Source organism: Ewingella sp. CoE-038-23 (assembly GCF_040419245.1).
Taxonomy (GTDB): Bacteria; Pseudomonadota; Gammaproteobacteria; order Enterobacterales; family Enterobacteriaceae; genus Ewingella; species Ewingella allii.
Window position 1 is genome coordinate 3,580,459 of record NZ_JAZHOH010000001.1, and the last position, 25,010, is coordinate 3,605,468.

General features: G+C 51.9%; 27 protein-coding genes, 1 other RNA gene and 2 pseudogenes. 17 read left to right on the forward strand and 13 right to left on the reverse strand.

Annotated elements, in window-relative coordinates; all coding sequences use genetic code 11:
- Nucleotides 1-20: 20 nt before the first annotated feature.
- Nucleotides 21-608: a nucleotide exchange factor GrpE gene (gene grpE, locus V2154_RS17215; protein ID WP_353503183.1), complete on the reverse strand. Its 588-nt coding sequence runs from the start codon at nt 606-608 to the stop codon at nt 21-23.
- A gap of 135 nt (nt 609-743) precedes the next feature.
- On the opposite strand from grpE, the gene nadK reads away from it, so the two are divergent.
- From nadK to bamE, 3 genes are all read left to right on the forward strand, one after another.
- Nucleotides 744-1,622: an NAD(+) kinase gene (gene nadK, locus V2154_RS17220; protein WP_353503184.1), complete on the forward strand. Its 879-nt coding sequence runs from the start codon at nt 744-746 to the stop codon at nt 1,620-1,622.
- Between the two features lie 109 nt (nt 1,623-1,731).
- Nucleotides 1,732-3,393, forward strand: coding sequence for a DNA repair protein RecN (gene recN, locus V2154_RS17225; RefSeq protein ID WP_353503185.1), 1,662 nt, complete (start codon nt 1,732-1,734; stop codon nt 3,391-3,393).
- Nucleotides 3,394-3,505: 112 nt separating this feature from the next.
- Entirely contained in the window at nt 3,506-3,850 is a 345-nt protein-coding gene (gene bamE, locus V2154_RS17230) for an outer membrane protein assembly factor BamE (protein ID WP_353503186.1), read from the forward strand.
- A gap of 73 nt (nt 3,851-3,923) precedes the next feature.
- Here bamE and V2154_RS17235 read toward each other — a convergent pair whose 3' ends face one another.
- On the reverse strand, nt 3,924-4,208 hold the full coding sequence (locus tag V2154_RS17235) for an RnfH family protein (protein ID WP_353503187.1): 285 nt from the start codon (nt 4,206-4,208) through the stop codon (nt 3,924-3,926).
- On the reverse strand, nt 4,201-4,635 hold the full coding sequence (locus V2154_RS17240) for a type II toxin-antitoxin system RatA family toxin (protein WP_353503188.1): 435 nt from the start codon (nt 4,633-4,635) through the stop codon (nt 4,201-4,203). Before V2154_RS17240 ends, V2154_RS17235 begins: the two co-directional genes overlap by 8 nt.
- Nucleotides 4,636-4,792: 157 nt before the next feature.
- Here V2154_RS17240 and smpB point away from each other — a divergent pair, with 157 nt between their 5' ends.
- The 6 genes and pseudogenes from smpB to V2154_RS17270 all read left to right on the forward strand — a co-directional run bounded on the left by smpB (nt 4,793) and on the right by V2154_RS17270 (nt 9,124).
- Nucleotides 4,793-5,275 (forward strand): SsrA-binding protein SmpB, encoded by a 483-nt coding sequence (gene smpB / locus V2154_RS17245; RefSeq protein WP_185689359.1) that lies wholly within the window; start codon nt 4,793-4,795, stop codon nt 5,273-5,275.
- Nucleotides 5,276-5,324: 49 nt separating this feature from the next.
- Nucleotides 5,325-5,688, forward strand: a transfer-messenger RNA (tmRNA) gene (gene ssrA / locus V2154_RS17250).
- 165 nt (nt 5,689-5,853) lie between these two features.
- A pseudogene (locus V2154_RS17255) lies at nt 5,854-6,106 on the forward strand (integrase arm-type DNA-binding domain-containing protein); the annotation flags it as partial.
- 58 nt (nt 6,107-6,164) lie between these two features.
- Nucleotides 6,165-6,827: pseudogene (locus V2154_RS17260) on the forward strand (primase-like DNA-binding domain-containing protein); the annotation flags it as partial.
- A gap of 600 nt (nt 6,828-7,427) precedes the next feature.
- Nucleotides 7,428-8,312 carry an ion channel gene (locus V2154_RS17265; RefSeq protein ID WP_353503189.1) on the forward strand — a complete coding sequence of 295 codons (885 nt, stop codon included), beginning with the start codon at nt 7,428-7,430 and terminating at the stop codon, nt 8,310-8,312.
- The gene (locus V2154_RS17270) at nt 8,312-9,124 is read left to right on the forward strand and encodes a hypothetical protein (protein ID WP_353503190.1); all 813 of its coding nucleotides are present in this window, start codon (nt 8,312-8,314) and stop codon (nt 9,122-9,124) included. The genes V2154_RS17265 and V2154_RS17270 overlap by 1 nt, the downstream gene beginning before the upstream one ends.
- Before the next feature lie 452 nt (nt 9,125-9,576).
- Here the strand turns inward: V2154_RS17270 and V2154_RS17275 are convergent, their stop codons facing one another.
- Together V2154_RS17275 and V2154_RS17280 are read right to left on the reverse strand one after the other, a co-directional pair.
- Complete coding sequence (locus tag V2154_RS17275; RefSeq protein ID WP_353503191.1) at nt 9,577-10,074, reverse strand: hypothetical protein; 498 nt, start codon at nt 10,072-10,074, stop codon at nt 9,577-9,579.
- Between the two features lie 150 nt (nt 10,075-10,224).
- Complete coding sequence (locus tag V2154_RS17280) at nt 10,225-10,827, reverse strand: uracil-DNA glycosylase (RefSeq protein ID WP_353503192.1); 603 nt, start codon at nt 10,825-10,827, stop codon at nt 10,225-10,227.
- A gap of 308 nt (nt 10,828-11,135) precedes the next feature.
- On the opposite strand from V2154_RS17280, the gene V2154_RS17285 reads away from it, so the two are divergent.
- Both V2154_RS17285 and V2154_RS17290 read left to right on the forward strand, forming a co-directional pair.
- Complete coding sequence (locus V2154_RS17285) at nt 11,136-11,924, forward strand: ABC transporter substrate-binding protein (RefSeq protein ID WP_437342010.1); 789 nt, start codon at nt 11,136-11,138, stop codon at nt 11,922-11,924.
- Nucleotides 11,925-12,092: 168 nt separating this feature from the next.
- Nucleotides 12,093-12,797, forward strand: coding sequence for a GNAT family N-acetyltransferase (locus tag V2154_RS17290; RefSeq protein WP_353503193.1), 705 nt, complete (start codon nt 12,093-12,095; stop codon nt 12,795-12,797).
- Nucleotides 12,798-12,802: 5 nt separating this feature from the next.
- Here the strand turns inward: V2154_RS17290 and V2154_RS17295 are convergent, their stop codons facing one another.
- Entirely contained in the window at nt 12,803-13,339 is a 537-nt protein-coding gene (locus tag V2154_RS17295) for a GNAT family N-acetyltransferase (protein ID WP_353503194.1), read from the reverse strand.
- Between the two features lie 96 nt (nt 13,340-13,435).
- Here V2154_RS17295 and fos point away from each other — a divergent pair, with 96 nt between their 5' ends.
- Nucleotides 13,436-13,846: a fosfomycin resistance glutathione transferase gene (gene fos / locus V2154_RS17300; protein ID WP_353503195.1), complete on the forward strand. Its 411-nt coding sequence runs from the start codon at nt 13,436-13,438 to the stop codon at nt 13,844-13,846.
- Here the strand turns inward: fos and ada are convergent.
- From ada to V2154_RS17315, 3 genes are all read right to left on the reverse strand, one after another.
- Nucleotides 13,833-14,915, reverse strand: coding sequence for a bifunctional DNA-binding transcriptional regulator/O6-methylguanine-DNA methyltransferase Ada (ada, locus tag V2154_RS17305; protein WP_353503196.1), 1,083 nt, complete (start codon nt 14,913-14,915; stop codon nt 13,833-13,835). The two genes, fos and ada, sit on opposite strands and share 14 nt — an antisense overlap.
- 170 nt (nt 14,916-15,085) lie before the next feature.
- Nucleotides 15,086-15,877, reverse strand: a complete 792-nt coding sequence (locus tag V2154_RS17310) for a transporter substrate-binding domain-containing protein (protein ID WP_353503197.1) — start codon at nt 15,875-15,877, stop codon at nt 15,086-15,088.
- A 21-nt stretch (nt 15,878-15,898) separates the two neighbouring features.
- Entirely contained in the window at nt 15,899-17,086 is a 1,188-nt protein-coding gene (locus V2154_RS17315) for a M20 family metallopeptidase (RefSeq protein WP_353503198.1), read from the reverse strand.
- Nucleotides 17,087-17,291: 205 nt separating this feature from the next.
- Between V2154_RS17315 and V2154_RS17320 the strand changes: the two genes are divergently transcribed.
- A complete protein-coding gene (locus V2154_RS17320; RefSeq protein WP_353503199.1) occupies nt 17,292-18,161 on the forward strand; it encodes a LysR family transcriptional regulator in 870 nt (289 codons plus the stop codon).
- Nucleotides 18,162-18,178: 17 nt separating this feature from the next.
- Here the strand turns inward: V2154_RS17320 and V2154_RS17325 are convergent, their stop codons facing one another.
- On the reverse strand, nt 18,179-19,060 hold the full coding sequence (locus V2154_RS17325; RefSeq protein WP_353503200.1) for a PhzF family phenazine biosynthesis protein: 882 nt from the start codon (nt 19,058-19,060) through the stop codon (nt 18,179-18,181).
- Between the two features lie 89 nt (nt 19,061-19,149).
- Here V2154_RS17325 and V2154_RS17330 point away from each other — a divergent pair, with 89 nt between their 5' ends.
- On the forward strand, nt 19,150-20,469 hold the full coding sequence (locus V2154_RS17330) for a lysine N(6)-hydroxylase/L-ornithine N(5)-oxygenase family protein (RefSeq protein ID WP_353503201.1): 1,320 nt from the start codon (nt 19,150-19,152) through the stop codon (nt 20,467-20,469).
- Here the strand turns inward: V2154_RS17330 and V2154_RS17335 are convergent.
- Nucleotides 20,466-20,987 (reverse strand): class IV adenylate cyclase, encoded by a 522-nt coding sequence (locus tag V2154_RS17335; RefSeq protein WP_353503202.1) that lies wholly within the window; start codon nt 20,985-20,987, stop codon nt 20,466-20,468. The genes V2154_RS17330 and V2154_RS17335 overlap by 4 nt on opposite strands.
- A gap of 207 nt (nt 20,988-21,194) precedes the next feature.
- Here V2154_RS17335 and V2154_RS17340 point away from each other — a divergent pair, with 207 nt between their 5' ends.
- Together V2154_RS17340 and V2154_RS17345 are read left to right on the forward strand one after the other, a co-directional pair.
- Nucleotides 21,195-21,635, forward strand: coding sequence for a DUF1198 domain-containing protein (locus V2154_RS17340; RefSeq protein WP_353503203.1), 441 nt, complete (start codon nt 21,195-21,197; stop codon nt 21,633-21,635).
- A gap of 135 nt (nt 21,636-21,770) precedes the next feature.
- Nucleotides 21,771-22,658: an AraC family transcriptional regulator gene (locus V2154_RS17345; RefSeq protein WP_353503204.1), complete on the forward strand. Its 888-nt coding sequence runs from the start codon at nt 21,771-21,773 to the stop codon at nt 22,656-22,658.
- 66 nt (nt 22,659-22,724) lie between these two features.
- Here the strand turns inward: V2154_RS17345 and V2154_RS17350 are convergent, their stop codons facing one another.
- Together V2154_RS17350 and V2154_RS17355 are read right to left on the reverse strand one after the other, a co-directional pair.
- Nucleotides 22,725-23,060: a DUF2002 family protein gene (locus V2154_RS17350; protein ID WP_034792632.1), complete on the reverse strand. Its 336-nt coding sequence runs from the start codon at nt 23,058-23,060 to the stop codon at nt 22,725-22,727.
- 148 nt (nt 23,061-23,208) lie between these two features.
- Nucleotides 23,209-24,405, reverse strand: coding sequence for an MFS transporter (locus tag V2154_RS17355; protein ID WP_353503205.1), 1,197 nt, complete (start codon nt 24,403-24,405; stop codon nt 23,209-23,211).
- A gap of 280 nt (nt 24,406-24,685) precedes the next feature.
- Here V2154_RS17355 and V2154_RS17360 point away from each other — a divergent pair, with 280 nt between their 5' ends.
- Nucleotides 24,686-24,994 carry a DUF883 family protein gene (locus V2154_RS17360; protein WP_034792638.1) on the forward strand — a complete coding sequence of 103 codons (309 nt, stop codon included), beginning with the start codon at nt 24,686-24,688 and terminating at the stop codon, nt 24,992-24,994.
- The last annotated feature ends 16 nt before the right edge of the window (nt 24,995-25,010 follow it).

Below are 25,010 nucleotides of genomic sequence, written 5' to 3' on the forward strand. Positions count from 1 at the left end.
TTTCTAACAAAAGCGGGGGCTTATGCCTTGGCTTTTGACACCGCAACCATCGCAGGGCGAAGCAGGCGACCGTTCAGCGTGTAACCTTTCTGCATAACCATCATGACGTGGTTAGGCGCCAAGTCTTCTGACTCCATCAGCGTCATTGCCTGATGCAGTTCAGGATTGAAAGGCACGTGAATGTCGGCAACCACTTCCAGACCAAACTTGCGGACGGCATCCAGCAGTGATTTCAGCGTTAATTCAACACCTTCGACCAGAGCAGTCAGTTCGGCGTTAGATTTATCCGCCATGTCGAGCGCACGTTCCAGGTTATCAATAACCGGCAACAGCTCACCGGAGAATTTCTCCAGTGCGAATTTATGGGCTTTCTCAATATCCAGCTCGGTGCGGCGGCGGATATTTTCCACTTCCGCTTTAGCACGCAGCAAGCTATCACGCTCGCGCTGCTGAGCTTCTTTCAATTGATTTTCCAGTTCTGCAATACGCTCGTCGCGCGGATCAACGACGTCTGCCGCCTCAGTTTCCGCTTCCGTATGCAGCGCTTGCTCCTGATTTAACTCATCAGAGACTTGCTCGTTAGGCGTCTTATGTTCTTTACTACTCATGAATATCTCCGCGTTTTAGCATTAATCTTGCTACTGGGCTTATTATGGGGATCAAAACCGTTGTTTCAAGGTTTGCTTTTAAAGGTTCAGACATAATGCAGGCGTGACAAAAGCCTATTGAGGATAACCACCGCAATGAATAAAAAATTTGAGTGCATAGGCATCGTTGGCCACCCCCGCCATCCATCAGCACTCGCCACCCATGAAATGCTTTATCACTGGCTGGTCTCCAAGGGCTATGAAGTGATGGTGGAACGCACGGTGGCTCAAGATCTTAAGCTGGAAGGCGCACAAACCGGCAGCCTTGCAGATATCGGTAAAAAGGCCGATTTAGCCGTTGTCGTCGGGGGTGACGGGAACATGCTGGGCGCAGCGCGGGTGCTGGCGCGCTATGACATCAAAGTCATCGGCGTCAACCGCGGTAACCTCGGTTTTCTTACCGATCTTGACCCCGATAACGCCTTGCAGCAGCTTGACGACGTGTTAAAAGGGGAATACCTCAGCGAGCAGCGTTTCCTGTTGGAAGCCCTTGTTCGTTGCGAAGACCGCCAATGCCGCGTCAGCACGGCGATCAATGAAGTGGTGCTTCACCCCGGCAAAGTTGCACATATGATTGAATTTGAAGTCTATATTGATGACAAATTCGCCTTCTCACAGCGCTCCGATGGCCTGATTATCTCGACGCCGACCGGCTCTACTGCCTACTCGCTTTCCGGCGGCGGCCCGATTTTAACCCCCACGCTGGATGCCATCGCGCTGGTGCCGATGTTCCCGCACACCCTGTCGGCCAGACCCTTGGTGATTAACAGTAGCAGCACCATCTGCCTGAAATTCTCTAATATCAGCAGTGACTTAGAGATAAGTTGCGACAGTCAAATCGCCCTGCCGATTCAGCAAGGGGAAGAAGTGGTGATTCGCCGTAGTGACTACCACCTCAACTTGATCCACCCAAAAGACTATAGCTATTTCAATACGTTGAGCACCAAACTAGGCTGGTCGAAGAAATTGTTCTGATACCAAAGGCTGCCCCAGAAAAAATATTGCGCCAGGGACTTTACTGTATATAAAACCAGTTTATACTGTATGAAATTACAGGTCTGTTGTTTTGTACAGGAAGGTGATCATGCTGGCGCAATTAACTATCAGTAACTTTGCCATCGTTCGTGAGTTAGACATCGATTTTCACAGCGGTATGACGGCAATCACCGGCGAAACCGGCGCAGGTAAATCCATTGCTATCGACGCCTTAGGTTTGTGCCTCGGCAACCGGGCTGATGGCAGCACCGTGCGTCTGGGGGCTAATCGCGCCGATATCTGCGCGCGCTTCACGCTGGCTGACACCCCTTCTGCAAAACAATGGCTGGCCGACAACCAGCTCGACGAAGGTAATGACTGCTTACTGCGCCGCACCATCAGCGCGGACGGTCGTTCTCGCAGCTTTATCAATGGCACCCCTGTCCCGCTTTCCCAAATGCGTGAAATTGGTCAGCATCTGATTCAGATCCACGGCCAGCATGCACACCAACTCCTGCTGAAACCTGAACATCAAAAACAGCTACTGGATGCCTATGCAGACCAGCCACTGCTGCTGGCGCAAATGCGTCAGGCTTACCAGAACTGGCACCAGAGCTGTCGCCAGCTGGCGCAGTATCAACAGCAAGTCACCGAGCGCGAGGCGCGTCGGCAGCTGTTGCAATACCAGTTAAAAGAGCTGAACGAGTTTGCCCCGCAGGCTGGTGAATATGAGCAGATCGACGAAGAGTACAAACTGCTGGCGAATAGCGGGCAGGTGATGTCACTGAGCCAGAACGCGCTCTATTTGCTGGCCGACGGCGACGATCAAAACGTGGTCAGCCTGCTGTATAGCGCTAAAAGCCAGCTAACCGAACTGGCCGAAATCGACAGCAAAATTAATGAGCTGATCGTGATGCTTGACGACGCCTCCATCCAAATCAGTGAAGCCAGCGATGAGTTGCGCCACTACAGCGAGCGGATGGAAATCGACCCGAATCGCATGTTTGAGCTAGAGCAGAGACTCTCTCGCCAACTGAGTTTAGCGAAAAAGCATCACGTTTCTGCCGAAGAGTTGCCAACTCTGCATCGCCAGCTGTTGGACGAGCAGCAGATGCTCGACGATCACGAAACCAATCAGGCAGAACTCAGCGAAGCCGTTAACCTGCACTATCAGCAAGCACTGAGCATTGCCCAGCAGCTGCATGATAAGCGCCAGTTCTATGCTGACGAGCTGACTCGCCTGATCACCGACAGCATGCAAAGCCTGTCGATGCCACACGGTAAATTTAAGATACAAGTTCAGTTTGTTCCCGAGCATTTAAGTCAGGAAGGTGCCGATCGTCTGGAATTTCAGGTCACCACCAACCCAGGCCAGCCATTACAGGCTCTGGCGAAAGTGGCCTCCGGCGGTGAACTGTCCCGCATCGCACTGGCGATTCAGGTGATCACGGCGCAGAAAATGGAAACCCCGGCGCTGATTTTCGATGAAGTGGACGTCGGCATCAGCGGCCCGACCGCCGCTATCGTCGGCAGACTGCTGCGCCAGTTGGGTGAGTCTACGCAGGTGATGTGTGTGACCCACTTACCGCAGGTAGCGGGTTGTGGTCATCAACATTATTTTGTGAGCAAAGATACCGACGGGGAAGCCACTGAAACCCAAATGAATCGACTTGATAAAAAAGCCAGATTGCAGGAACTGGCGCGTCTGCTGGGCGGTAGCGAAGTCACCAGAAACACCCTTGCCAACGCCAAAGAACTGCTCGCAGCTTAAAAAGCTCAACTTTTTTACGATTCTGCGGTCATACAGGTGCCCTGCAAAGGTTTCAAACTGATGAAAGGTCTATTATCATCGGCATCCTATGCCCTAAAGGAATGTAACGACTATGCGCTGTAAAACGCTAACTGCCGCCGCAGTAACTCTTGTAATGCTGACTGCGGGCTGTTCCACACTGGAAAAGGTGGTTTATCGGCCTGACATCAATCAGGGGAACTACTTGGCTCCTGCTGATGTTCAAAAGATTCATACCGGCATGACCAAGCAACAAGTGGCTTATGTCCTTGGTACCCCGATGCTGGACGACCCGTTTGGTAATGACACTTGGTACTACGTTTTCCGCCAGCAGCCTGGCCATGAAGGCGTGAAGCAACAAACCTTGACGCTGACCTTTAACCAAGCGGGAACGCTGACTAACGTTGATAACAAACCTGCGTTAAGCGACAAGAATTAATCTCCCTCCTGATGCTTGCTGGCAGCAGCCAGAATCCATCCTCGGGGTAAAAAAATAAGGCGCTCAAGGCGCCTTATTTTTTAGACTTTTCTGCTCGCAGACGTCTAAGCTCTTTTGGATCAGCAATCAGCGGCCGGTAAATTTCAATTCGGTCACCGTCAGCGATGATGTCCGCCAGCTTCACGGGGCGACTGTACACGCCAACTTTATTGTTCTTGAGGTCGATATCCTTCCTCAACTCCAATAAACCCGACGCGACAATGGCTTGCTCTACCGTGCTACCTTCTTCCAGCTTCACCGTGCGCAAATACTGCCGTTCAGGTAACGCATAAACCACCTCAACGCAGATCTCAGACACTGTAGACCTCTTTCGCACGCTGGGTGAAAGCCTGAACCATGCTGCCGGCTAGCTCTTTGAATATTTTACCAAACGCCAGTTCGATCAATTTGTTGGTGAATTCGAAATCAAGATTGAGTTCGACTTTGCAGGCCTCTGGGCTCAACGCGGTGAAATTCCAGCCGCCCATTAGCTTGCGGAAAGGTCCATCAACCAATTGCATATCGATGCGTTGATTGCTAAACAGCGTATTGCGCGTGGTAAAAGTTTTGCTGATCCCCGCCTTAGAAACATCAACCGCGGCGGTCATGGAATCTGGGCCTTGCTCAATAATTCGGCTACCCGTACACCCCGGCAGAAATTGAGGATAGGCATCAACATCATTCACTAAGGTGTACATCTGTTCTACGCTGAACGGCACGAGCGCAGAACGACTTATCTGTGGCATATCATTTTCCAAGTATCATAAATCGTACAAATCATACCATTTATCGACCTCGAGACAAAAAACTACCTCGGAGCGAAAGCAACAAAGGCCAAAAAACGCAGGCTGTTACCCCGTGGGGATTTCATTCCCCAATGCTTACAGTATAATAAGTGACACTATGACAAAGAAAAAAGCACATAAACCCGGTTCCGCGACTATCGCGATGAACAAACGCGCTCGCCATGAATATTTCATCGAAGATGAAATCGAAGCGGGGCTTGCTTTGCAGGGATGGGAAGTCAAATCGATGCGCGCTGGTAAAGCAAACATCACTGACAGCTATGTCACATTCCGCGACGGTGAAGCCTTTTTGTTTGGCGCAACTATTCAACCTCTCAATGTGGCGTCGAGTCACATCGTTTGTGACCCTACGCGTACTCGCAAACTCCTGCTCAACAAACGCGAGTTAGAAACGCTTTTCGGTAAGGTCAGTCGCGACGGCTACACCGTTGTTGCACTCTCCCTGTACTGGAAAAACGCCTGGTCGAAAGTCAAAATCGGCCTAGCAAAAGGTAAGAAAGAGCACGACAAGCGCGATGACATCAAAGATCGCGAATGGAAGTTAGACAAAGCACGTATCATGAAGCACGCAAATCGCTAAGCTACTGGCTTAGCATGCAGTTTTTCTGATATACTGCACGACAGTACTTGGGGCTGATTCTGGATTCGACGGGATTTGCGAAGCCCAAGGAGCATGCCGAGGGGCGGTTGGCCTCGTAAAAAGCCGCAAAAAAATAGTCGCAAACGACGAAAACTACGCACTAGCAGCTTAATACCCTGCTCAGAGCCCTCTCTCCTTAGCCTCCGCTCTTAGGACGGGGATCAAGAGAGGTCAAACCTAAAAGAGATCGCGTGGACACCTTGCCTGGGGTGAAAGCGTTAAACCCAATCAGGATAGTTTGTTAGTGGCGTGTCTGTCCGCAGCTAACCGGCGAATGTAAAGACTAGACTAAGCATGTAGTGCCGACGGTGTAGTAATTTCGGACGGGGGTTCAAATCCCCCCAGCTCCACCAAACAAGGTTTCGGTTATCACCAGATAAGGCCGTTACCGCAAAGAAAGCCGCAACCTGAAAGGGTTTGCGGCTTTTTTGTATCTGTAGAAGTCCGAGAAGATCCGACTGAAACCATCATCTCTTGGTATACCAATAAACGTATACCAATTAAGGGAAGATCCTTTCATGGCGCGGACTACACGCCCCATCACCCACACCGAAGTACAAAAGCTAAAGCCCTCGACAAAGACCTAACCCTACGCGGCGGTGACGGACTCTTTTGTTGGTGAAAACCACCAGCAAGAAAATTTGGCGTTTCCGCTACCAACTGCCCAACAGTAACAAATGAACCATCATAAGCCTCGGCGCTTACCCTGCCCTCTCCCTTGCCGATGCCAGAGAAATCCGCGTAGAGAAGTTTGCTATATTAGTCCGTGGGCAAGGGCTTAGAGCTATTTTGAGCACTCCCAATTGCATGCAAAACCATGCGCTCTGTGAGCGGTGACGGCGCGGGGATTAAGGTGATCACCGGCGGCGATGCAGTAGCCATTGATCCGAAATATCGTGATGCTTATTCAACACATATTCCGGCGGTTATTCTGGCAGTAAACAACAACCCGATGCTGTTCAGTGACCGCAGCGGCGGTGTCTCGCGCAGGCGTGTGATCATCACATTCCCCGAGGTGATACCCGCCAATGAACGAGATCCACAGTTGATAGAGAAAAGAGGTCAGGAACTGGCCGTCATTGTTCGCCACCTGATGCAACGCTTTGCCGTTCCCAGTGACGCACGCGAGCTGTTACAGGCACAGCAGAATTCCGATGAAGCACTGGAGGTAAAACGCAGCGCCGATCCGTTGTTAGATTTCTGCGGTTACCTGCTCGCTGTCAGTGCTCCTAATAGCCTCTATATCGGTAATGCGAACATTATTCCGGCTAACCCGCGCAAGTATCTCTATCACGCATACCTGTCGTTTATGGAAGCGCGAGGGCTTCAGCGCCCTAGGAGCCTGACGGCCTTTGGTCGGGCTGTACCGCAAACGTTAAGGGAGTATGAAATTGAATTTTTGAAGCGGAAGACTAATCGGGGAATGCAGACCAACCTCACCTTAAACGATGACAGTGAGGCGGATTGGTTGCCGAAGTGCGAAACTTTATAACTACTCATTTGAACCGGCCTATGCCGGTTTGTTATGACTGAAATGGCGACTGGTCACTTTCAAGTGACCAGTTATGGACAGTTCAGAACAAACCAATCACCACCTAATCGCATGAAATTAAATACAAAAAATGCAAAAGTGAACAGTGTGACCAGTTTTATCCATAAATCTTTTATTATGCTAAATCTTATGAGTCTTGAGCTTATGTCTGGTTAAGTTATTCGACCGGCATAACTTATCCTTGTTTTTCATCCAAAAGCACATGTTTATCATCAAGATACACATGCTATGCACCATCTAAAACAACTCGTCTAACAACAGTAATGCAACTCAGCAATCATAGACATTGTCGATCACTAATGACCTTATCTATCAGTTACTACCAGAGAGATGGCTATGGACAGCGAAGGGTATAATATTTGCGCAACCCTAAATAAGATGCAACTGAGAGAATCGGGCGTTACTTAGTACTCAATGTTGTGGTGAATGCAAGTAGTTGACATATTTTTGGTATGGTATTATCCACTTTGCAACCTCGTCGAATAGCAGCTATTATTTAAACCATTTTAGATGCAACACACTGACTATAAAGAAAATGGCATGAGAAAAATATCTTTGATTTTTAGTGTTATTAAAGAAAAAACTCTTCGAGCATGGTATTGGAAACGGCGTGACAATATTCAATTACCAAAAATAAATGAAGAGGTCACAAATAATTGTCAAATAAATAAACTCATCGGTAATGAGGTAATATTATCGAGAATTTCTTTTCCTGATAAAATTACGAGTAAAAATGAATTACGGGTCAAAAATATAACTTTTAGAAAATGTATTTTCTCTCAGTTAAACATTAATAATTACACATTTAACGGATGTACTTTCATAGATTGTAATTTTAATGGAAGTAAGATTACTGACTGTGAATTTCATAAATGCTCTTTCTCTGAATGTATATTTTATAAAACAAACTTTTCCTCATCATATATTGATCCAACGTCTTTTAAGTTTTCATCGATGTGGCACTGGCATTGGGCAAACGTTAATGCTTGGCTTTTCCAATCTTTATATAAAAATTCAAAAGATATGCATCAGGAGAAATTCGCGATGCAAGCTGATAAAAAATTTCAATTCTATAGGCGATATGAGTATCTGCGTGGACAGAAGCCACAATTAATGAAGTTTTTTAAAAGTCTTTTTTATGACTATATGCTTGGCTATGGTTACGGTATTAAAAATGCCTTAACTCTAACTTTATTTATTGTTACAGGGTTTGCATATTTCATTGAAGGTAACCTCGAAAAATCTGACAATAGTTTCTTTAACGCTTTATATTTTTCTGTTGTTTCATTCACAACTGTGGGTTATGGAGATATAACACCTCACCTCAATATTATTCCAACATCAATTACAATAATCTTTCTTCTTATATCAATGGCATGGTGTGCTGTAGTTACAGCGATAATTGTCAAAAGGATTGTAAGGTGATGTCTTATTTAATCTTAGAGTGTGGCTCTGCGGCACGTGGGGATACAAATACTAACAGTGACAGAGACTTAGTATGTATTTGGTCGGATAACCCACCTAATTACTCTGCCTTCAAAGAAGCATATGGTGAAGTAATGTTTTATTCTCTACATTCTATCAAAAAAATGAGTGCGAAAGGATCTCTTTTCCTAACCCACCTAGATATTGATTCGAAATATATAGATGGTGATAAAAAACTATTTAATTCATTCACCGGTTATCGACCTTTAAAGGAACACGTTAGAGGATCTCTTCTAAATACTGTTAATTTCATCAAGGAAATATGTTGGTATCCGGACATATTAATTGGTAAGCTTTGGTTGTGTGATGTATTATATGTATCGCTCAGAAATTGTATTTATTGTAAAAACGCTTTAAATAACCATTATTTATTTGGTTATGAGAGTGCTATCGAGAAATTACAGCTAACACAAAATAATTTTTCTAGAATGTTACTTCTTCGAGAGGGAAAATATTCTTATAGATGCGGTGACGTTAAAGAAAAAGCGAATCTGAGCATCAATGATATTGAAGAAGTTTGCAGGGAAATACTAGGGGAATCAGTAAAATTTATAACTGGCGGGGTTACAAATTGGGAAAGTTTGCAAAGAAAAGACTATTGGGATGAAAGATTAATTGAAAGAGCTATACTCAATGGTGAATACAATGACGTTTCCTTTTTAGATGAAATAAAACTTCATAATTATAATAAACATTTGATCAAATCGCATGTGGCTAAAATAATAGAATTAAAAAGTAATACTAGAATTTAAATCAAGATAAATGTCACCATAATACCTGTGGAAGCGCGAAATTCTGATGAGAAAAAGTGAATCGCCATAACTAATGTCGAAAAAATTTGACTAGGCTGACCATTTAAGTTAAGGGAGGAAATCTACGCTTCGCTCCTAGCAGACTTCCTAGTGTCAAGTACCACTTAGGAAATGAAGCCTCTGTCACTGCATCCATTTTGTTCTATATACTAGTTAGCAAAGTAGCCAATGATGACCCTTTCAAAATTGGCATTGGTATACGTTTAGGTATACACCACAAATCTGAATTAGAAATTAAGACTTTAAAACAGTAAGTTAGGCAATTACCTCAACTTCCCCCAGCCCAAACAAGGTTTCGGTTATCACCAGATAAGGCCGTTACCGCAAAGAAAGCCGCAACCTGAAAGGGTTTGCGGCTTTTTTGTGTTTGCAGAACACCTTCGCCAAACCCGCTACTCCGGCTGCATTTTCCTGTTCCATCCAAAAGTATCGGCGCAGGGTGCTAACCATTGACGGATTTTGGGATTGCACGACAGCGCCTCGGGTTCGAGTAAGCGTGCTCCGAAATTGGCATGCCGCAGGAAGCGCACGTCCAGGCATTGCTCCAGCTGCCCAGCCAGCAGGGGAAAATCCATAAGGCTGGATAGTCGGGGCCATTTGATCAATTTTCGGTAGCGCAGTTGCTCCGACTCTATGCGCAGGTCATCATTCGGGCGCCACTGAATATTGAACAGCTTGTCATGACGCGATAGGTCGACCAACCAATTCCCGTTAGATGGGATGCGTAACTCCAGTTTCAGGCTTTCAGGCCGCAACTTGTTGCGCTTGTAAAACCAATGCTCAGGCGGTTCGTTGGTTAGGTCGATGGAACACCCGCTATATGGCACCTCGGCGACACCGAAGCTGGCAAACCATTCTGCGACTTCGGGGTGGGTAGAATGGTCGAACATATTTTGCATGCTCCTCAGAAAGTGTCATATAGCACAACAGCTTATGCTCATAGCAGCCGTAATACCCGTAAAAAACATCAAAATTTCCAGTGAGTTCTATATCAATGAACTGAGTCTCAATGAAGATTTTACAAATGGCGGCTCTTTATTTTATAAAGCCTCCAACCAACGTCCGGGAATGCTATCCCACATGGGTCTATTAATTGCTCTAACCTTGGGTGAGGGGTGTGCCGAAACAACGATTTTAACGGGAAGGTGCTCTAATAGCGGTGAGGCCTTCTCGGCTTTACGGCCAACTAATACGACGGTTGAGAGATTGGGTAAAAGAGTTAAAAGATGAGCAAGCTCGGAAAGACCATTTTTGTTTTCGAGGGATGTCATCTTAATCGTACCATTCCAGCCCGGAATAGTATTCCACAGGACAGTACGATGCCGTGGAATGCCCGCCACATTCATAAAATTAAATAAAGCCTCGGCTGTTGAATCATTATTATCTCGGGAAACAAAACCTGAACCACCAAACTTTGGTGAGGTTTTTGGACCAGGTTTTTCTAGCAAAAATAGAATATCCGCTAACTGTCCACCATCATGTGGATCGAAATATGGGAATTCCCATCCCGGATATTTAATCTTTAGCCCTTCAACATACTTTGTGAGCTGTTCAATATGAGGCGCAAACAGCAATGATCTTTTGGCCTCAATAGCCTCGATAGAACGCAAGGAGCGTGGCGAGGAAAAGTTATCAAATCCCATATCACCCTAACCGTTAGTGCAAAGATATCGTCAAATAATACTGTAGCCAGTCATTTCAAAATAGCGATCCTCTGCAACCGCCTCCAGTTCAAAAGTTTTTACTAACACTAAAATGCCGGCACCATTGCTACCCCTATTGCTCCCATCCCCAACGCTATGCCATCCCCCCTCCCCCCGCATATTCACAAACAAATCCCTCTAAAAATCACTACACAGATAAATACTTCTGGGTTACGGCACACAACTTGCTTTAAATTCAATCAGTGGGTTTTACGTTCTACTACTTGTCTTATTCCAGGGGAAATATCGTGAAAAAATACAGTGCAGTGATGTTGGCGTTACTGGGTTCATTTAGTGCGATGAGCCACGCGGAAACCGTGCTTAAGTTTGGGGTGGACCCTTCTTTCCCGCCTTTTGAATCCAAAGCCGCTGACGGCACCTTGGTGGGTTTTGATATCGATTTAGGCAATGCCATTTGTAAGCAGGCCAACGCCAAGTGCGAATGGGTGGAAACGGCCTATGACAGCATTATTCCGGCGCTGAATGCCAAGAAGTTCGATGCCGTGCTGTCGGCCATGGCCATCACGCCAAAACGCAAAGCGCAGGTCAATTTCACCGACGTGCTGTACAACATTCCTAGCGTGTTAGTCGCCAAGAAAGGCAGCACGTTGGATGCCACTGCCGAAGCCTTAAAAGGCAAAGTTATCGGCGTCTCTCAGGGCACCACGCAGGAAACCTACGCCATGGCGGTATGGCAGTCGAAAGGCGTGCAGGTGGTCTCTTACCAGAATCAGGACGCAGTGAATCTGGATTTAGAATCCGGCCGTATTGACGCTACTTTCACCAACGCCGCGGCGGCAGAAACCGGCTTTTTGAAAACCAAGGCCGGAGCTGATTTTGCCTTTGTGGGTAAAACGGTATTAGACCCGCAGTACCTCGGCGAAGGGGCGGCCATTGCGCTGCGCAAAGACGATCAGGCGCATATGGATATCATCAACAAGGCGCTGGCCGGGATCCATGCCAACGGCGTTTATAAGCAGTTAGAGAAGAAATATTTCACCTTCGACGTGTTCAAAAACAACAAACCTTCTGCTTAACCCCTGCCCCCTAATCTCCCCCGCTGGCAGCGAAATTAAACGCGCTGTCAGCAGGTGGCAGATAAGTCAGTTATAACAGTTTTAACCGCGCCGGCGGCTTGAAGGAGAGCCATGCTTCTGCTGTTATAGGCGCAGGTTTTACTACTTACTGACGAAATGGAATGAGACATGACCCAGCTGAACCACTTTGGACAACCCGTCGGCGATGAACTGCCGGGCTGGCAGCCTCGCGAACTCCCGCAACGTATTCAACTGGATGGCCGTTTTTGCCATTTAGAGCCGCTGAGCGTGGAGCGCCACAGCAAAGAGCTATTTGAGGCCTGGCATGCCATCGACGATGGCCGCGACTGGACCTATCTCGCCGTTGAGCGCCCGGCGACGCAGGCCGAGTGCGACACTTTTATCGCCGCCAACGCCGCCAGTAAAGATCCGTTGTTTTACGCCGTGGTGGATAACGCCACGCAGCGCACCATTGGCAGCGTCGCGCTGATGCGCATCGACCCAGTCAACGGCGTGATTGAAATTGGCTGGGTGAACTGGTCGCCGCTGATGAAGCGCAGCAGCCACAGCACCGAAGCCATTTATCTGCTGCTGAAATACGTGTTTGACGGCCTGAATTATCGCCGCTGCGAGTGGAAATGCCATAGCCTGAACGCGCCCTCCAGCGCCGCCGCCAAGCGATTTGGTTTTGAATACGAAGGCACTTTCCGCCAGGCGGTCGTTACCAAGGGCCGCAACCGCGACACCCAGTGGTTCTCGATTTTGGACAGCGAATGGCCAGCGCGTAAGGCCGAATTAGAGCAGTGGCTGAGCGCCGACAACTACGACGCCGACGGCCAGCAGAAACAGCGTTTAGAAGCCTTCAGAAAATAGTCGTTTTAGCGTGAAGGCAGCAGCTGATCGATGTCTTGCCACGCATAAATCAGATTGTCGGAGAGCCACAGAGGGCCGGAATCGGTATAGCGTCCGGCCTCTTGGCCCCCTAGCGCCGTGTAGAAGTTAATGGCGGGTTGATTCCCCACCACCACGCCCAATCCGGCGGCGATAAAGCCATGTTTTTTCAGGCGCTGGGCGATTTCAGTTAACAAACAGCGGCCAATCCCCTGCCGTGCATACTGGGTATCGACATACAGCAGCTTAATCTCGGCCATCTCGCCAAACTGCGGATTGCTCGACTCAGACGCCAGTGTGAACCCCACCAGTCGCCCATCAATCTCAGCCAGCAAAGCAAACTGCCTTGGGGCCGGGTTGGCGAATTTGTCCTGCCAGAAAGCCAGACGGCGGGCTTCATCCAGTGCGTCAAACGCCTCGGCCGGTGCTAATTCACGATAAGTTTCGCGCCATACGGCCACGTGCAGGCGAGCCAGTGCGGCCGCGTCGGATGCTCGTGCATCCCTGATAGCCAGAGTCGTCACAGGAAGATATCCTTTAGTTATTATTGGGTTTGGCTTTCGTCATCGAAAAGTCAACGCGCCAGTATAGACTGAGTCCCTCACTCAAAGGAGACAACAATGTTCACCGGTTTCAATCATTTGACCCTCTCTTGCCGCGATCTTGAGAGAAGCGTGCCCTTTTACCGCGATCTGCTGGGCTTTAAGCTGGACGCCATCTGGGACAACGGCGCGTATCTGTCGCTACCCGGCCTGTGGCTCTGCCTGAGCAAGGAGCAGGTCAAACCGCCGACGCCGCACGAGGAATACACTCACTACGCGTTCAGCATTAGCAGTGAGCATATGGCGGCGTTCAGGCAGAAGTTGCGGGAGGCTGGCGTGATTGAGTGGAAGCAGAACCGCAGTCAGGGCGACTCCTGCTATTTTCTTGACCCGGACGGCCATAAGCTGGAAGCCCACGACGGCAGCCTGCACCATCGGCTGGCCGCCTGTAGAAACCAGCCTTATGCCGGAATGACTATTTTCGACTAGCCGCGTGGCTTTTATGCTCTTGATCGAGCAAGGCTTTTTTGCGCTCAACGCCCCAACGGTAACCCGAAAGCTGGCCGTCGTTTTTCACCACCCGGTGACAAGGGATAGCCACCGCCAGCCAGTTAGCGGCGCAGGCTCCCGCCACCGCGCGAACGGCCTTCGGCGCGCCAATCTTCTCGGCGATTTGCGAATAGCTCGCCGTGCTGCCGAGCGGAATGTCGCGCAGCGCCTGCCAGACGCGCTGCTGGAAAGCCGTCCCACGGATATCCAGCGGCAGGTTCAGCCCGGTTTCCGGCGCATCGACAAAGCCGACGATGGTCGCGATCCGCTGTTCAAACTCAGCATCCGCCCCCTGTAGCACGGCGTGCGGGAAACGCTGCTGAAGCGACTGCACCAGCGCGTCCGGGTCATCCCCCAGCAAAATAGCGCAAATCCCCCGCGCGCTTTCAGCCACCAGAATATGGCCCAGAGAGCACTGGCCGACGGCGAACCACACTTCGACATTTCGCCCGCCGTCTTTGAAAGCTTTTGGTGTCATGCCTAAGGTCGCCGTGGCATTCTCATAAAACCGGCCATCGGAAGCATAGCCAGACTGGTAAATCGCATCCGTCACCCGCCCATCCTGCGACAGGTTCTGTTGCAGGCGTTTGCCGCGCAGGGCCTGCGCATACTCTTTGGGAGTCACGCCAGTATGGGCTTTAAACAGGCGATGGAAGTGGTAAGCGCTGATGCCGACGTCGCTCGCCAGCTGCTTCAGCGGATAAGGCTCGCTGGCCTGCTCTATCAGGCGACAGGCTTGGGCAATGCGCTCGGCGTGGAACTGCGCTAGCGAGATCATACCTTGGCGGCAGCGTTTGCAAGGACGATACCCGGCCTGCTCGGCGCTGGCGGCGTCGCCAAAGAATTGCACATTTTCAGGGTTTGGCTGGCGTGAGGCGCAAGACGGCGCGCAGTAGATGCCGGTGGTTTTCACCGCATAGACAAACTGGCCGTCGGCGGCGGCATCGCAGCTCACCACCGCCTGCCAGCGCGGATCGTTTTGCACATCATGTTTCAGGTTAGCTGACATAACAGACCTCTCTTGTTAGGCGGAGTGAAGCGCATTCAGTGAGGCCAGTCTAGCGCCACGCGCTTTCTCCTCCCCTCCGACTCTTGCTTTTTCATTCTGCACGGGTCGAGGCTGCTCGTCATTATGTCTGTCATCCGACAGCCCTGATATCAGGGCTGTTGGGGTGAAGCTTACTGGCCTGCCGGGCGTTTTACCGCCATTTCTAAATTGCCAAAGTAGTGCGTTTTGATTTTCTCCCAGGTGCCGTCGGCGATGATTTTCGCCAGCCCTTGGTTGAGCAAGGCTTTTACCTTGTCATCGCCTTTGCGCAGGCCGTAGGCGGAGCCGATGCTGAACAGCTTGTCGTCACGCACTTCCGGGCCGGTCAGGGCGAAGTCTTTGCCTTCCGGCTTGTTGAGGAAGCCAAAGGTCACCGCCACGCCGGGGCTGAGGGAGGCATCAAGGCGCCCAGCAATCAGGTCCTGATAGATAGTGTCCTGATCGGCGTAAGCCACCACGTCTACCCCTTTCGGCAGCCAGAAAGTATTGGCATACATCTCCTGAATCGACCCTTGCTGCACCGCCACGCGCTTGCCTTTGAGAGACTCCGGCGTTGGCAGCAGCGGGCTGCCTTTTGGGGCCACCAGTTTGGTCGGGATGTGGAACACGAAGTCGCTGAAATCAATCACTTTACGGCGCTTTTCGGTCGCGCCCTGTGGCGAGATGAAATCGACCTTTTTCGCCATCAGCGAGGGGATCTCGGCATCGAAGCTGCTCACCACGTATTCGCATTTGACGTTAACCGCCTTGCAAATGGCGTTGGTGACGTCAATTTCAAAGCCGCTCGGGTTGCCGCTGGCATCACGGAACTGAAAAGGCGGGAAAGCCAGATCCGCGCCGACGCGCAGCGTCTCACTTTCGGCGTGCGCCATGCTGCTCATCATCAGGCCGAAAGCCGCCAAAACCAGTGTTTTTCTCATCATTATGTTCTCTCTTTCCCAAGGTTATCGCTGTGAATGCCACTGTGAAAACTCTTCGCGCACCGCGCTGAGCATCGCCGGGTCCTGATACAGGTCGACCGCGGTCATCGCCAGCGCCTTGGCGGCCTGTAGCATGGTTTGCAGTCCGGCCGGAGAGCCCGCGGCTTCGGCAAATTCCGGGGTATGCGGCAGCACATCGCCAATGCGCAGATAAGGGTGGATGGCCGCTGTGATCTGGCTAACGTTGCCGATATCAGAGGAACCAATGCCGCCGCTGAGTGGCGGTGGCACCACTTCCACACCCAGTATCTCCAGGTTCTGTTGGAAGAAACCGGCCAGCGTCTGATTGTTATTGCGCTCGGCGTAGGTCAGTCCTTCTTCGATTTCCAGCCGCGCGCCGCTCATGTCGGCCGCCCCTTGCGCGGCGGCAAACGCTTTCTGTTTGACGATAGCCAGCCCTTTGACGGTGTTGGCGCGCATCAGGAATTTCGCCTCGGCATAGGCCGGAACGATGTTGGTGGCGCTGCCGCCGTTGGTGATGATGCCGTGGACGCGGACGTCATCGGTGAACAGCTGGCGCAGGGCGTTAATGCCGACGAAAGTGTGAATCACCGCGTCCAGCGCGCTGATACCGTTTTGCGGCGCCGACGCCGCGTGGGCCGCCTTGCCGTAAAATTTAAAGGTGGCATCGACACAGGCCAGGCCGCCACGCGTCACCATGGTTTTATCTCGCGGGTGGAACATCATCGCGGCGTCCACGTGGTCGAAATAGCCCAGGTTTGCCAGAATAATTTTGCCGCCGCCCTCTTCTTCTGCGGGTGTACCAATCACTTCCAGCTTGCCGGTCAGGGCTTCGCCGCAGGCTTTTAAGGCCAGTGCGGCGGTGATTGACGCCGTGCCAATCAGGTTGTGGCCGCAGGCGTGGCCCAGACCTTCCAGCGCGTCATATTCGGCTAAAAGTGCAAGGGTCGGGCCGGGCCTGCCGCTGTCGAAAGTGGCGCGAAACGCCGTCGGCAGGTCGCCAATGCCCTCTTCAATGCTAAAACCAGCGGCGCGCAGCGGCGCAATCAGCGCGGCGGCGGACTTCACCTCTTCAAAGCTCAATTCAGGATTGGCATGCAGGTTTAGCGCCAGCAGCGTTACCTCATCCGAAAGCTGGTCAACCGCGCCAATCACGCGATTTTTATGTTCTGTTATGGTGCAAAAAGCCATGTTGTTTTCCCTGCCGTGGTGCAAAAAACCAAAAATTATTTTCGCCCGCCGCCATGGACATGCTTCTCAGAGCAGGACGAACACCCTCAGAAATAGGGCTTTTTGCCGAAAGCGTCCAATTGAGCCTTTTTATCTGTTGCGCTTATTAGCCAAAAATTATTTTATGGCTGAGGCATTTCATCAACAAACGGGGAACGGGGCGGCAATGAATGAAAAAGATTGGCTGATTCTTAGGGCGGTCTATCAACATAAAAATATCACCCGCGCCGCCGAGCAGCTTTACACCTCGCAGCCCGCGCTGAGTTATCGCCTGCGGCAAATTGAGCGCAAGTTGGCGATTCGGCTGTTCGCCGACGGGCAAAAGGGGCTGGTGTTTACCGCGCAGGGGGAGTATCTCGCCCAGCACGCTCTGAAGGTGCTGGCGGATTTGCAGCAGTTGAAAATCACCCTGCACAGCATGGAGCGCGGCCAGCAGGGGGAGATCACCCTCGGCGTCTCCAGCAACTACGCGGCTTATCGCCTGCCCGCCCTGCTCAAACAGTTTCAGCAAAGCCATCCCGGCATTCGCGTTCACGTGATGAGTGGCTTTAGCGAACAGATCTTCCAAAAGCTGCTGCGAAACGAAATCGACATGGCGCTGGTGAAGGACGACTTTAGCTGGAAAGAGGGCAAACATTTGGTGGAGGAGGACGACTATTTTTTAGTGAACCGACAGGATTTCGACTTCTCTTTATTGCCGCAAATGCCGCAGATAAAAATCCACCACGGCGCGCACGTCACCCAACTGATTGAGCGTTGGTGGAACGCCAATTTCTCCCATGCGCCGAACATTGCGATGGAGGTCGATAAGCTGGAGGTTTGTCTGGCGATGGTCGAGCACGGGCTGGGTTATGCCATTGTCGCCAGCTACTTACCTCTGGCCGAGCACCTTTATCGCCGCCCGATCACGGTCGATGGCAAAACGGTGAAGAACCGAACCTGGCTGCTTCACCGCCATAATTTGGACACCTCGCCGGTGATGCAGCCGTTTATCCATTTGATGCAAATGGCGCTGCACGACGAGGCGAGAAATTGATTCACAGCAACTAAAATTTAGAGAGTGACGGTGCCGTCAATCAGCGTGCAGGTATTGCCGCCAATCCAAGGCTCGCCGTCGATGTACTCCACCGCTACGCAGCCTTCGCGCTGGCGAATGGTGCCCTGACGCACCTGATAGCGTTCGCCGGTTTGCGCTCCGTCCGGGAAGCCCTGAGACTTCAGCACCCGTGCCAGACAGGCGTTGGCGCTGCCAGTCACCGGGTCTTCAATCAGCACGCCCTGCTCGATAATCAAAGCACGCAGCTCATAATCCGCCGGGCCGTCCTGGTCATGCAGGCCGAAGATCGCCAAACCGTGCATCCCTGACTTATGTACGATCTCTTGCAAGGCCTCCGCGTCAAACTGCGCGGCGAGACAGGCTTTGGCACTCTCCATGCGCACCACCAGCCAACCCAGCCCCATGTTGACCGCCACCGGCACGGCGTCCTGCTGGCGTTTCGCCCCTTTTAAGGCTTTATCCAGCAGCGGCAGGTGCTCTGCCGCCAGCGCTGACAGGCTGGCAGGGGGCGCGCGGAAGGCCAAACCGCCCTCTTCCAGCATCTTGACCGGCACCAGCCCGACGCCGCACTCCTGAATCAAATGACCCGCGTTTTTTGGCTTCAATCCCGCCTCCAGCAGCGAGTGCGCCGTGCCCAAGGTCGGGTGGCCCGCGAACTGGAACTCCGTGTCCGGGGTGAAAATACGCACCCGATAATCCGCCGCCGGGTCGGTCGGTTTAAGCACAAAAGTGGTTTCCGAAAGATTGGTCCAGCGCGCCATGGCGCTCATTTGTTCATCACTCAGGTCGTCGGCGTCGAAGATAACAGCCAGCGGGTTGCCTTTGAGTGGAACAGCAGTAAATACATCGACTTGCTTAAAACGGCGTGTGCGGGTCATGAGAGATCCTGTCTAATTTCAGCGATTAAAAATCCACATTCAAAGCAGTGTTCTATGATTACTGCATCCGAAAGTCAAAAGAGACTTGTATGTCCACCATGCCATTTATGTCTAAAAACAGTGAAAAGAGTACAGCAGTTGACCTGATAGGGGTCGGGATTGGGCCTTTCAACCTGAGTCTGGCGGCGCTGGCAAAAGATTCCGGCAAAGTGACCAGCCATTTTTTCGATGCCAATGACGCCTTCCGCTGGCACCCCGGCATGTTACTGCCGACGGCCACCATGCAGACCTACGTGTTGCAGGATCTGGTGACCACCGTCGCGCCGCGCAGCGAATTCTCGTTTATCAATTATCTGGTGGAGCAGAAGAAAATCTATCGCTTCCTCGCCACCGAGCAGCTGATCATCAGCCGCGATGAGTTCTCTGACTACCTACAGTGGGCCTGCGACCGCATCGACAATCTGCATTTCTCCCAGCCGGTGGACGCCATCGACTTTGACGACGCTGCCGAAGAGTTTGTGGTGCACACCCCGCAGGGCGATCACCGGGCGCGCAACATCTGTCTGGGCACCGGCCACGCGCCCTGGGTGCCGAAAAGCGCCCGCGCGGCGCTGGGCAAACAGTGTTTCCACGCCGCCGAGATTGAGCTGCGCGAGCATGATTTTACCGGCAAAAGAGTGATGATTGTTGGCGGCGGCCAGAGTGGTGCTGACATCGTGCTCAACGCTCTTGACGGCCACTGGGGTGAGTTCGCCGAGCTGAGTTGGCTGTCGCGCCGCCCCAACTTCCAGCCGCTGGATGAGTCGATTTTCACCAATGAGTATTTCACGCCGGAATACGTGGATTACTTCTACACCCTGCCGGAAGAGATCCGCGAGCGCGAGATTCAAACCCAGAAACTGCCTTCGGACGGCATCAGCTACCACACGCTGGAAGCCATCTATAAGCAGCTTTACCACAAGTTTGACGTGCTGCATCAGCCGCGCAATGTTCGCCTGTTCCCGCATCGCGCGCTGGACGCCATTCGCCAGCAGGCTGACGGCAGCTATCGCCTACAGGCGCTGCACGGGCTGGAGAATGTTGAGGAGCAATTCGACGCTGACGTGGTTATCTTGGCCACCGGCTACCGCCCGGCCCTGCCGGATTACCTCGCGCCGCTGCTGGACCGCATTCCCTATGACCGCGAGCAGCACCTGCCGCTGCGGCCCAATTTCAACCTGCAATGGGAAGGCCCGGCCAACAACCGCATTTACGCGGTGAACGCCGGAATCCATAGCCACGGCAGCGCCGAAGGCCAGCTAACGCTGACCGCGTGGCGCTCGGCGAAAATTCTCAACCACCTGCTGGGCGAAGCGCATTACGACCTCAGCCCCGGCCCGTCGCTGGTGCAGTGGTGGAGCGGCAACTAGTGCCGGCCTTTGGCTTTTAGCAGATCCACATAGGCCTGATCGATTAACTCCTGACGGTCTATGTGCAGCTTTTCCAGCAGATCTTCGGCAATGGCCACGCCCTGCTCTTGGGTTTCGTGGTCGGCCAACACCACTTCAAACTCCAGATAGTCGCCGAGATGCTTGACGCGATCCAAATGCAGCCGCGTCTGACCAATCATAAATAAAGTGCGCTGTTTGATAACCCGCCCGGCCGCACCGTAGGCCAGCGTCAGGGTATGGCGTAGCCCGTCGGGATCGGCGGTTTCGGTCAGGGTGTAGAAACTGGTTTTCGGCCCGGACTGATCCGGCCGCTGGTAGAAGATCAGCTCACCGCGATCTGCTGCAATGGTGCGCAGCTTGAGGCGGCCGTGCGGGCAAACAAAGAAAGTATCATCTTGATCAATCAGTGTCGGTAAACCATCAGCCAGTAAGGCAAGCTTTTCATACATCGCTGAAAAATCATCAATTCTGGCTTTTATTTCGACATTTCTGGCCATGCTATCTCCTTAAGAGCATTCCATAAAAGTAAGCCGTTTTACCCTATCATGATGAAACAACAGTGACATCGGTAAGGTTAATCGACGCGGCGCAAATTCTTGATTTTCTCCTTAAGCTTTTCAGGTAATAACCAGATAAACTCGCACTATCGGGTGTCGCGCACCTTTCTCATTACGTCAGTCAAAGGCCGGAGGCCAGCGTCCAGAATGATATGGATTATGTTAGCTGCAGTTGTTGTCGTGTTTATCGTTGGCTATTGGTTCATGACCGCAGATACCCGTAAGGCGAATGACTCCCTTGCCAGCCTGCTAAAAATTAAGTCGGTTTATATCGATTCCATGCTGTTAGAAATGGGCAAGCGCCAGAGCCAGATGTTTACCCGCTCCATCAGCGGCGGCTATGCCGAAGAGATCCGCAAGGCGGCCTATGTGGTGTTTATCTACCACACCTTTATTAAAGACGCTTCGGAAGAAAACGTGATCAAATGGCGCGAAATTCTGATCCGCGCGCACCTGCCGCCGCAGCTCTCCAGCGAGCATGCCGAGCTGGCGCTGTTCTACTTCTCCGAGCTGGATATCGAACCGTTCGAGTTGGCGCAGTTCCGCCGTCAGTACAATGAAACCTATAATCAGATCCACTTAGTCTGAAGCCTGACTCTGGGTTAGTGCAGCGCGAAACGGCCCCTTATATGGGCCGTTTTTGTTTCTGGCACTGAAAAGAGCAATCTCAGTCAGGATGACTCCTCCCGCCGCTGGCAAAATGGTGTCTTGAAGAGAGGGAAAATGAATAACGACAAATTTGATGATTACGCCCGGCGTTTCGAGCAGGTATTTGATTTTATTGAACAGCATCTGGACAGCGCGCTGACGGTTGAACAGCTCAGCGAAGTGGCCTGCTTCTCGCGGTTCCACTTTCATCGCCAGTTCAGCCAGTTCTGCGGGGTGAGCGTCAGCCGCTATATCACGCTGATGCGCCTCAAGCGCGCCTCGTACCGGCTGGTTCAGCAGTCGCCGGACAAGATTATTGATATTGCGTTAGATGCCGGTTTTGAAAACCCGGAGTCCTTTTCCCGCGCCTTCAAGCATACCTTTGGCCTGACCCCCAGCGAGTTCCGCAAGGCACCCGTATGGATGGACTGGCATAAACATTTCCAGTTTCCCGGCATGGAAACCCAGAAGAGGATGGAGAAGATGGACGTAAAAATTATTGAAGTTGAGCCGATACCGGTGGCGGTGCTGGAGCACCACGGCGATCCAATGCGGGTCAGCAACTCGGTGGCGACCTTTATTGAGTGGCGCAAAGCCTCGGGGCTGTCAGATTACACAACGCAAGGCACCTACGGCGTGCCTTATAACGACCCGCTGGTCACTCCGGGCGAGGAGTTTCGCTTTGACATTTGTGGCGAACTCAACCCGCAGGCGCAGGGCAAAGTCCCGGCTAATTCGCAGGGAGTTATCAGTAAAACCCTGCCCGGCGGCCGCTGCGCCGTGGTGCGCCACGTGGGTTCATACGATCGCATCAGTGAAACGGTCTACAACCTGTATCGCCAGTGGCTGCCGCAAAGTGGTGAAGAGCTGCGCGATTTCCCAGTCTATTTCCGCTATTTGCAGCTTGACCAAGAGTTGCCGGAGCACACCCAGCAAACTGACATTCTGCTGCCGCTGAAATAGCCGTTCGCCCAATCATAGGCAAAAAAATAGCGCTGAATTTTCAGCGCTATTTTCTTTTCGACCGCCTTAGCGGAAGACGTTTTCGAGATAACTCGCCAAAATTTGGCGTGAGCTGAAACCGTGGCAGATGCCGTAATAGGCTTCGTTTTCACTGGCGACGTCCAGCGGGAAACGGGTGTAAACCTGACTACTGCGAAAAGAGGCCGTTGGCTCGGCGAAACGTTCACTGCGCTCTTTCAGCGCCGGATGTATCACCAGGGCAGTCCGACCAAACCGCGCTTCCCGGTTCACATACACGTAGTGCTCACCCCGGTGGTAACCGTAGGCTTTATCATCAACAAAATCGCGCTCAAAACCTGAATTCTCTAGAACGCGCGCCACTTCATCTGGCCGTAAATACATGGTTGCTCCTCGCTTCTTTAACCGCAGAGCGACCTTACCGTATTCATCCGCCTGAATAACCACTTTATCCCGAGATTTGGCCTCTTTAGGATTTATCTAAAGCCAATAAAGATAAATTCCCGGCGTTTTACGCTATGGTTTTTCGCCCTCAGACCGAAGGCGGAGCCGCTTTGGCATTGGCCCACAGCCGCAAGGTCATTAACCATGCCAATACCACCATAATTGCCGCCGCCAGATAGATAGACGGGGTGCCCGCGTGCGCGATCAGCAGGCCGGCAATTGGCCCGGTCAGGCCCAAACCGAGGTCGAGAAACGCCGAGTACGTCCCCAGCGCAGTGCCCTGATTCTGCGGCGGTACCTGCTTCACCGCCTCGACGCCGAGAGCCGGGAAGATGAGCGAGAAGCCGCAGCCGGTCAGCAATGCGCCCAGCTGAACGGTGATAGGGTCAGTGCCGAGCCAAATCATCAGCAGGCCCAGAGCTTCGAACAGGAAGGAGGCCAGCGCCACGCGCAGGCCGCCGAAGCGGTTAATAGTATTAGCAAGAATTAGGCGAATGCCCACAAAGCCCAGACTGAACAGGGTCAGGGTGAAAGCCGCGCCGCTCCAGTTCTTCTCCGCGTAGTAGAGAGTGATGAAGGTGGCGATCACCCCGAAACCCACGGTACCGAAGCCAAGGCCCAAACCGTGCAACCACATGCGCCCCAGCACGGCTTTGAACGCAATCCTCTTACCCGTCGTAACAGAAATATCCTGCTTACGGCTCGCCAGCCAGAGGGCCAGCAGCACGGACAACACCAGCAGCACCGCGACGCCGGTCAGGCCAAAATGCGCATTGAGCATCACGCCCAGCGGCGCGCCCACCGCCATCGCGCCGTAGGTAGCGACGCCGTTCCATGAAATCACCCGCGCCGTGTGCATAGCTCCTACCGCGCCAATACCCCACAGGGTGGTGCCGGTGCTGGCAAAGCTTTCGCCCACGCCCAAGAACAGGCGGCCGACGCACAGCATCAGCAGGCTGACCAGCGGATATCCCGCCAGCAGCACCGCCAACATGTAGAACACGCCGCTGATACCACAGCAAGTCAGGCCAAACAGCACCACCTTTTTCGGCCCGAGCTGGTCGGCATAGCGCCCGGCGTGCGGGCGGCTGATGAGCGTTGCGAAGTACTGCACGCTGATAATTAGCCCAGCCAATACCGAGTTAAAACCCAGCGTGTTATGCACAAAGCCCGGCAGCACCGCCAGCGGCAAGCCGATGGTCAGATAGCAGACAAAGGTGAATATCATGAATGACAAAATGCGTTTATTTAATTGCAGATTGGTGCGCAGCGTACTTACTGACATGGGAGAACCCGAACGGAGATCACAGATTGAATATTTATAGGATAAACAGGTTTGGCAGAAGTAGAAATCTAATTGCCGGGGAAAAATGTTATCTGCTGTAAAACCTTTCTCCACTTACAGAAAAGTCTGAGCCACGTCACGCTAAGCCGCGTGGGGACTGGTGCCGCTTCATAGTCAGAACCGCTAATATCGCCGAAAATCGCGGGTGATTCCCCTATGGATCCTTCCATCGCAGCATTTTGGACTATGCTTAAAGTACAGTTCAAACAAGGAGAGCCAAATGTTTAAGAAATCAGAAAAAGTAGAACGAGACATTAATGAGGATGTAACTCTGCTGGCCGATACCCTTGACGAGGTGCTGCAATCTTCGGGCGCTAAATCGAAAGATGAGCTGGAAAAAATTCGCGGCAAAGCCGAAGGCGTTTTACGCGATGCTCGTGCCCGCTTTAACGGCAACAGCAACATTAAGCAGCACGCGATTGACGCGGCTAACCAGGCGACCAACTACGTGAAAGATAATCCGTGGCACGGCGTCGGTGTCGGTGCCGCCGTAGGTATCGTGCTCGGTGTTTTACTGGGTCGCCGCTAAGCGCCTCGGTAAGCAG